Genomic DNA, 6122 nt, shown 5'->3' with positions numbered 1-6122 from the left:
TGCTATCTTTGATGAATCAGGTGACCAGACGAGATAGGGGGAGGGGGATGTATGAAGTCTGGTTTCAGAGACCGGATACCGGACTGTGTCTGATCGTTTTCCGTAAAAATAATCAGGGATTCCGTCGGTTGTCAGCGGTACTGCCGTCTTCGAACGTATCGAATAGAGCCAGAGATTTGATCCATTCACATAGGCGATTTTGGTATGATCAGGGGACATAATGCCGGCCAGTATCTCATCTGGAACCGTCATCTTCGTGATAGTATATGACGACAGATCGCAGACCCATGCAGACCCGAACGCATGAAACGAAATGGTCTTTTCATCAGGTGAAAGCTCCAGGTCCTGAACCGGGAGATGGGATGGCAGTACCTCTTTTCCGACAGCCGAACCGAGTGCCTTTGCAATTCGTTTTGCATCAATGAATGGCTGCCTGGTGCCCTGGGAGACATTAACCAGGAAGAACAGCGTGGTATCCCGCCCGTTGTCAGCATACCAGAATGCATCATTACGGATCCAATGAGGAGTGATGATCGCATGATAGATATGAGCGATCGCATTATCCGGATAAAAGAACTCTGCCATCTTTTTTTCATGTTCCGGCACCGGATTATGCGTGTCCTTTGCAAGGACCGGTACGGCAAGAAGGGAGAGGATGATGCATATTATGAAGAAATATTGTGATCGAACTGCCATACACAAAGAGGGAGAGGATAAAATAAATAAGTGACTCATATGAGATGAATAGAGGTTAAAAAGGAAGGGTGTCAGACATACAGCTTCAGGAAGGAGGTCTTTTTGGAGAGCAGCCACGCTTCATGGTGAGACTATCTTTTCCCGCCGAACTTTTTGGTACAGGGCATGATGGTCACCGAACTTTTCGGGATCTCCAGTTCAAGTGACTCTTTTATGGAATAAATAGCCTTTTGCACCTCACGCATCGGCTTTTCACCATCAAACTCCAAAAATAGCTCAATAAAAATATTATTTCCACATCGGCGTGATCTGACTCCATGAAATGCTTCATACATATCAAAGAAATCGGCAAGGGATCTGACCACCACCAGCTGGAGTTCCTCTTCAATGGTCCTATCCAGCAGATCAGGAAGCTGTGAGGATATCGTCCGGTACCCGGAGAGGAGGAATGAACCGATAACGATGAAGGAGGCAACAGGATCGATATAATCACGGTACGGATTCTCTTCCAGGAACAATACAAGCAGTAATGCGACAAGAACGATGAATTCCGTGATCGCTTTTGTCTTAAACAGGGTGATTTGTGCTTCAATGACCGGTGAATACTCCATTTTTGCGATATGAACCTTCTCTCTCCAGAGGATCGTACTGACACAGATACCGGTGATCATGACGATCATTGCAGCAATAGTGACCTCTTCATGCAGCATATGAGGATTGAGCATCTTTACGATAGTCAATCCAAATACCAGGACCAGGGAGAGGATCATGACAATACCGGTTATGATACTGGTCATAGTCTCAAATTTTCCCATCCCGTAATCATAGGCATGTGATCCTCCTTTGGCAACTTTGCGTAACGCAAGCCAGGAGAAGAAGGTAGAAAGGATCTCATTTCCTTTTTTGACTGCTTCGGTTGATAATGTCACGGAACCGGAGAGGGCGGCAAGAATAAGGGACGGTATCCAGAATATCGTATCAATAACCAGACTCTTAAAAATAACTCGCTCTTTGATGATATGCAGTGAACTCTCTGAAGCTTGTATCTCTTCCGGTGTATAAACGTGCGTCATGTGCGGGTATACGTGGAATATATGAATGAAAATAGGTTCCTACCCGGCACCATTGGAGCCAGGAGAAAATATCACACATTTTCGGATTTTGTATGAATATACCGAAGAAACGGCCAGATCAGGAGAACAGGCATCGTACCGATAATGATACCCATCCACTGCAAGGGCGTTAAGGGGACTGTATCAAATATATCACTGCCATACTGGACAATAAGAATCTGAACAAGAACAATACATCCCATGATTCCATAGAAAACGGGATTCCCTCTGAAAACAGGAGGCATAATCCCGTTTATTCCCCGGCAGTTTATCCCGTTCCAGACCTGGGCTATCACAAAACCGGAAAAGAATACCGATGCCTGCTGCTCTGGTTTCTCCAAAAAAGGAAATCCGATTGCCATACAACCGACCCCGGCCAGGATGTACAGCCCTGCGGTTAACAGAATCGCCCGTTTCATATATGGTGTTATCACGGATGCATTCTTGGGTATTGGTTTTTTTGTCATCAAAGCGGGATGCGGAGCCTCCGAACAGAGAGCAAGAGCTGCAAGGGAGTCCATGATGATATTGATCCAGAGGAGCTGCATGATGGTAAATGGGGGGGGAAATCCAAGGAGCGGTGATATAAACGTAAGGATTGATGCAGAGATGTTGATTGTCAGCTGGAAGATTAAAAACCGCTGAATATTCTCAAATAATGCCCGACCCCACCATATCGCCCGTTCTATTGTGGGGAACGAGTCATCAAGAAGAATGATATCACTTGCCTCTCTGGCCACTTCAGTTCCTGCAATTCCCATCGCAAGACCGACATCTGCATTCCGGAGGGCAGGAGCGTCATTTGTCCCGTCTCCGGTAACAGCAACAACCTCACCACGGGCCTGAAGGGCTTGTACCAGGAGTAGCTTGTCATGTGGTTCTGATCTGGCCAGAACTTCCAGATCCGGAACAATATGCAGACGTTCTTCATCAGATAACCCACGAAAGACCGGACCGGTCATCACAATGCCGTCGCTGAGTATACCGGTCTCCCGGGCGATCGCAGTGGCTGTCTCCGGGCTGTCACCGGTGACCATCTTCACGGTTATTCCCGCATCATTACAGGTTTTTACCGCTTCACGGACATCCGGCCTGACTTCATCACGAATTCCCACATATCCGTCCCACTGCATCACTGCCGGTTCGCTCTCTTCAGGAGCAAGTTCTGCATGCGCAAAGGCAAGGGTTCGCATCGCCCTGCCGGCAAGCGTATGAATCATGGAGAGATCCGGGGGAGGAGAGCAGTATGAAGCAATTATCTCGGGTGCTCCTTTCATAAGTATATATCGTCGCGAACCATACGCAACGATCGTTGACATCCGCTTCTTTTTCGAGGTAAAATAGTCCTGGGATATCACCGGCCATGCCTTCCTGATATCTGAATAGGAAATGCCACTCCGGTGCAGCCATCGAAGAAGGGCAGCCTCAGTTGAGTTTCCAACGGTCAGCAGCCGATCCCTAGAGGGCTCCAGTTCTGCCGTGCTGTTGACCGCGGCATTCAGGGTTATCCATTCTGACGGATCCTGTGGCAATTCTGAAGAGAGAGACGGGACTTCGATCGACGATGCAGCCACTTCCATCTGATTCATGGTAAGCGTGCCGGTCTTGTCAGTGCAGATGACCGTCACCGAACCTACGGTCTCACAGGCAATCAACCGACGAACCAGACTTTTTGCACGGGTCATCTTTCTCATGGTCAGAGCAAGTGATACCGTAACACTGACCGGCAGCCCCTCAGGAACAGATACGACAATGATAACAACGGCAAACATACAAGCATGCAGGATAACGCCAGCGATCTCAAGCGGGGTCTGGGGTGGTGTGCCGATGATAAAATCCTGAATCAGAACGACAGATATTATCAAACCTGCCATCAGATATCCGAATCTGCTGATTATCTCTGCCAGATTACGGAGTTTTATCTGAAGCGGGGTTTCCGGCCGGCTCCCTTCAATGAGCGATGAAGCAATCTCACCCATCTTTGTCTGATCACCGACCGCAGCAGTTATCATGGTAGCCCGGCCACCGGTGATGTATGAACCCTTCAGGAGCGTATCTGAAACGACCTTGCGAATCGGTTCACTCTCTCCGGTAAAGGCAGATTCATCAACCTCAGTCTCTGACGCATCAAGAAGATACCCGTCAGCAGGGACCATATCTCCTGCTTCCAGCAGAACAATATCCCCAACAACCACATCCCGCATCGGGATACTGCTCGGGCTGCCATTTCTGATCACTTTGACCGCGGTATCATCCCGCATCGCATGTAATGCATCAAACTCCCGGTTACTCTTAAATTCAGTCAGAAAAGCTATGGTAGTTGCAAGTATGACGGCAAGAGCGATGCCTATGGTGTCAAGAAGACTTTCTCCTTCCAATACGGCAACAATCGCTGACAAAACGACGGCAACGAGGAGAATGCGGATGATCGGATCCTGATATTTCTCCAGATACTGTTTCCAGATCGGAATTCTCCTTGGGGGCGTTAACTCGTTCGTTCCATACTGCTTTCGTGACTCCAGAACAGTTTCCGACGATAATCCGTCCGTTCCAAACCGCCGTAGTTCCTCTTGTGGGATCATGACTCATTTCCGGTTTTTTTTGATAATTCACAGGCTTTATGAACCCTCCCTGCAATCTTCTCCAGATTCACAACAAATGCAATCACTATTCCTGGATTGTTCAGCTCTGCAGCCTCCTGTGACGAAAGGCCCGTATCACCGGTTACGAGTTTTTCACGCACGACCGGTTCAGGCAAAGACTGCCATGCTAGTGATCTCCTGCACTGATACAGGGTATCGCGGACCATACCACAATACTATTCCTATATAATTAAAGCATTTTCGAATATCCAGATTTTTAATTCATTCTTCTCTCAGGTCAGTTCGCCATAGATTATTTAAATGAGTACGGAGAATTCACCACTACTGAGGTGATCAGGATGCTTGAGAATGTAAAAATCGGAAAGAAATTAATTGGTGGATTTCTTCTGACGATAATCATTATGCTCATCATTGCCGGAACCGGATTTATCTTTATCACGAACCTTGCAGAGAAGAGCGTGGAGATGTATAATGACCGTTTAATTCCAGTCCAACAGATTGGAATTATCAATGGGGCGTTTACCCAGTTCAGGGGAGACGCGTACAAAGCGATGCTTGTCCCTGAAGAGCGGACGACAAGCCTTGATTCTGCTGAAAAGGTACTGGCATCGGTCGATGATCAGATTGTCGTCATAGATTCATTACGTCTCAGCCCTGATGAAAGAAAGGTTTTCGAGAGTTTTAAGACCGCTTTTCAGAACTATAAAACCGAATCAATCAAAGTACTCAATTTCGTCAGGGATAATAAGATTGATGATGCGATTAATGGTCTCAAGGCGGGAACCCCTCTTGCAAATTACCGGGCGCAATGCAATGATGCATTAAAGAGCCTCATGGAAACAAACATGCGGGTTGCTGAGCAGATAAAAACCGATAATGACAATAATGCCAATACGGCTAAAACCACAATGATTCTGGTCACGATCATCGGTGCCGTCTGTGGAATCGGGTTTGCAATTGCCCTGACCCGGAGTATTACCGGCCCGCTTGGTAAGACGGTTGAGATGATCGACGAGATGGGTCATGGACACCTTGGTATGCGGCTTTCCATGGACCGCAAGGATGAGATCGGAATCCTTGCCCAAACAATGGACACCTTTGCAAATAACCTGCAGCATGAAGTTATCGGGATTATGAAAAAAATTGCTGCGGGTGAGAAAGTAACCGACGTTCCCATCATGGATGACCGTGATGAGATAGGCCCTGCGTTAAAAGAGACTGCTGAAACCCTCAGCGATCTTATCGAGGAGACAAAAACCCTCGCCCATGCCGCTGAAGAAGGAAACCTCAGTGTCAGAGGGAATGCAGACAAGTTTAAAGGAGGATACCGGGAGATCATTGCCGGAATCAATAACACCCTGGAAAATATCATCGGCCCGGTCAACGAGGCCATGAATCTGGCTGGTGCGTATGCCCTTGGAGACTTTACCGCACGGTTCAGTGATAAGGTTGCTGTAAAAGGTGACTTTGTTCCGTTTAAGGAATCACTGAACAAAATCGGAATTGAGACGGGGATTGCAATCGGACAGGTAAAGAAGGAGGTCGAAAGTCTCCTGGCTGGGATGGAAGAGACAAGTGCCAGTGTTGAGGAGGTATCTGCCGGGGCCCAGAATCTGGCCCATAATGCAGGTATTGTCAGTGATCTCTCGGAAAAGAGCGGACATGGCGTAAACCAGGTTCTTTCTGCCATGAACGATCTCGCAACCACGGT

At 47.7% G+C, this 6122-nt stretch carries 5 protein-coding genes; 1 reads left to right on the top strand and 4 read right to left on the bottom strand.

Annotation, left to right across the window (positions count from 1 at the left end; genetic code table 11):
• From PLA23_RS09440 to PLA23_RS09425, 4 genes are all read right to left on the bottom strand, one after another.
• Positions 1-696: DPP IV N-terminal domain-containing protein (locus tag PLA23_RS09440; RefSeq protein ID WP_324474985.1), on the bottom strand; the 696-nt coding region annotated here is incomplete at its 3' end.
• 131 nt (positions 697-827) lie between these two features.
• A complete protein-coding gene (locus PLA23_RS09435; protein ID WP_324328385.1) occupies positions 828-1769 on the bottom strand; it encodes a cation diffusion facilitator family transporter in 942 nt (313 codons plus the stop codon).
• A gap of 71 nt (positions 1770-1840) precedes the next feature.
• Complete coding sequence (locus PLA23_RS09430) at positions 1841-4390, bottom strand: calcium-translocating P-type ATPase, PMCA-type (protein ID WP_324474983.1); 2550 nt, start codon at positions 4388-4390, stop codon at positions 1841-1843.
• Positions 4387-4617 (bottom strand): hypothetical protein, encoded by a 231-nt coding sequence (locus PLA23_RS09425; protein WP_324474981.1) that lies wholly within the window; start codon positions 4615-4617, stop codon positions 4387-4389. The genes PLA23_RS09430 and PLA23_RS09425 overlap by 4 nt, the downstream gene beginning before the upstream one ends.
• Before the next feature lie 132 nt (positions 4618-4749).
• Between PLA23_RS09425 and PLA23_RS09420 the strand changes: the two genes are divergently transcribed.
• Positions 4750-6122, top strand: a 1373-nt coding sequence (locus tag PLA23_RS09420) for an MCP four helix bundle domain-containing protein (RefSeq protein WP_324474979.1), incomplete at its 3' end; no start/stop codon positions are given.

This window comes from Methanospirillum sp., assembly GCF_035406105.1.
Lineage (GTDB): Archaea > Halobacteriota > Methanomicrobia > Methanomicrobiales > Methanospirillaceae > Methanospirillum.
Note: the sequence above shows the minus strand (reverse complement) of the source record. Positions and strands in the feature narration are given on the sequence as shown.

Bases quoted from the DNA above. Each gene is read 5' to 3' on its own strand.
- PLA23_RS09435 (WP_324328385.1), bottom strand. From the start codon at position 1,769: ATGACGCACGTTTATACACCGGAAGAGATACAAGCTTCAGAGAGTTCA.
- PLA23_RS09430 (WP_324474983.1), bottom strand. From the start codon at position 4,390: ATGATCCCACAAGAGGAACTACGGCGGTTTGGAACGGACGGATTATCG.
- PLA23_RS09425 (WP_324474981.1), bottom strand. From the start codon at position 4,617: ATGGTCCGCGATACCCTGTATCAGTGCAGGAGATCACTAGCATGGCAG.